The 1191-nt window shown below is 53.1% G+C and carries 1 protein-coding gene; it reads left to right on the top strand.

The genetic code is table 11. The features are described 5' to 3' along the window. Window positions 1-218 precede the first annotated feature (218 nt). Window positions 219-1154: an IS110 family transposase gene (locus AC3WMV_RS28310; RefSeq protein WP_103369841.1), complete on the top strand. Its 936-nt coding sequence runs from the start codon at window positions 219-221 to the stop codon at window positions 1152-1154. The last annotated feature ends 37 nt before the right edge of the window (window positions 1155-1191 follow it).

The raw sequence follows: 1191 nt of genomic DNA on the forward strand, positions 1-1191 counted from the left end.
TTCGCGAGCAGGCTCGCTTGTATGTTTAGACTTGAAGGGGTGGGCGGGACTACAGACTCGATTCTGACTCTGACCAGTACAGACCGTGGGAGACTTCTCGTCCCGCCCCTTCTACCCAAAGCGCCAATAAGGAATTCATCGGTAAACCGACGACAGAGACAAGCCAGCGCAACGGTAGACCCCAACAAGCTCTTAAACCCTAGCTCCGAGGATTCGTCATGACAATCCTTACTTCGCAGACGGTTGTTGGTATCGATATCGCCAAGGCCGAAATCGTTGTCTATCGCGCCGACCTGGAAACCATTGAAGCGGTCAAGAATGATCGTGCCGCCCTCAAACGTTGGCTCAAAACTCTGCCCGCGCAAAGCGCTATCGCTGTCGAAGCCACCAATATCTACCATTTGGAGACTGTTGATCTGGCTCATGCGATGGGACATCAGGTCTATGTGGTGGATGCTTATCGAGTCAGCCACTATCGTCGCGGTGTCGGTCAGCGAGCCAAAAATGATCCCTGCGATGCACGCGTGCTCGCACGCTATCTGACGAATGAACAAAGCAAACTGCGGCTTTGGAACCCGCCTCCTAAAGCCTACACCGTACTGAAAAGCTTGCTGCACAGACGCGCGACGCTGATTCAGAACCATACGGGTCTAATGTTGAGCTGGGCCGATGAACCCTTGCTGAAGAAAGAACGTACGGCTCAGCAAAAGGCATTCGAGCGATCCGACAAGGTCATTCAAAAACTGCTGCGCAAAGTCAGCAAAGAGGCCGGTATTGATGACAATATTGACCGCTGCAAAGCAATCGAGGGCGTGGGAGAGCTGACTGCGACTGGGTTGGCAACGACCTATATGCGCGGTGACTTTGCCAACAGCGACGCGTTCATCGCGTTTTTGGGTATGGATCTGACGGTGGACGATTCGGGGAAAAAGAACGGCCCGAGGTTCCTGAGCAAAAAAGGAGATCCGGAGATCCGTCGATTAGCCTACAACGCCGCAATGGCGGCGTGTCGCTCAACCAAGTGGAAGCCTTTTTACGAGTCTTACCTGGCCAGAGGCTTCTCGAAAACACAGGCATTGGTAGCTCTTGCTCGCAAGCTCTGCCGAGTGGCATTCACCCTGATGAAGAATCAGGGCGAATACCGATCAGTTTGAGATTCTAGGGTTGCTGAGCAACATAGAATCTCCCACA

The organism is Pseudomonas sp. FW305-3-2-15-E-TSA4, assembly GCF_058787295.1.

Bases quoted from the DNA above. Each gene is read 5' to 3' on its own strand.
- AC3WMV_RS28310 (WP_103369841.1), top strand. From the start codon at position 219: ATGACAATCCTTACTTCGCAGACGGTTGTTGGTATCGATATCGCCAAG.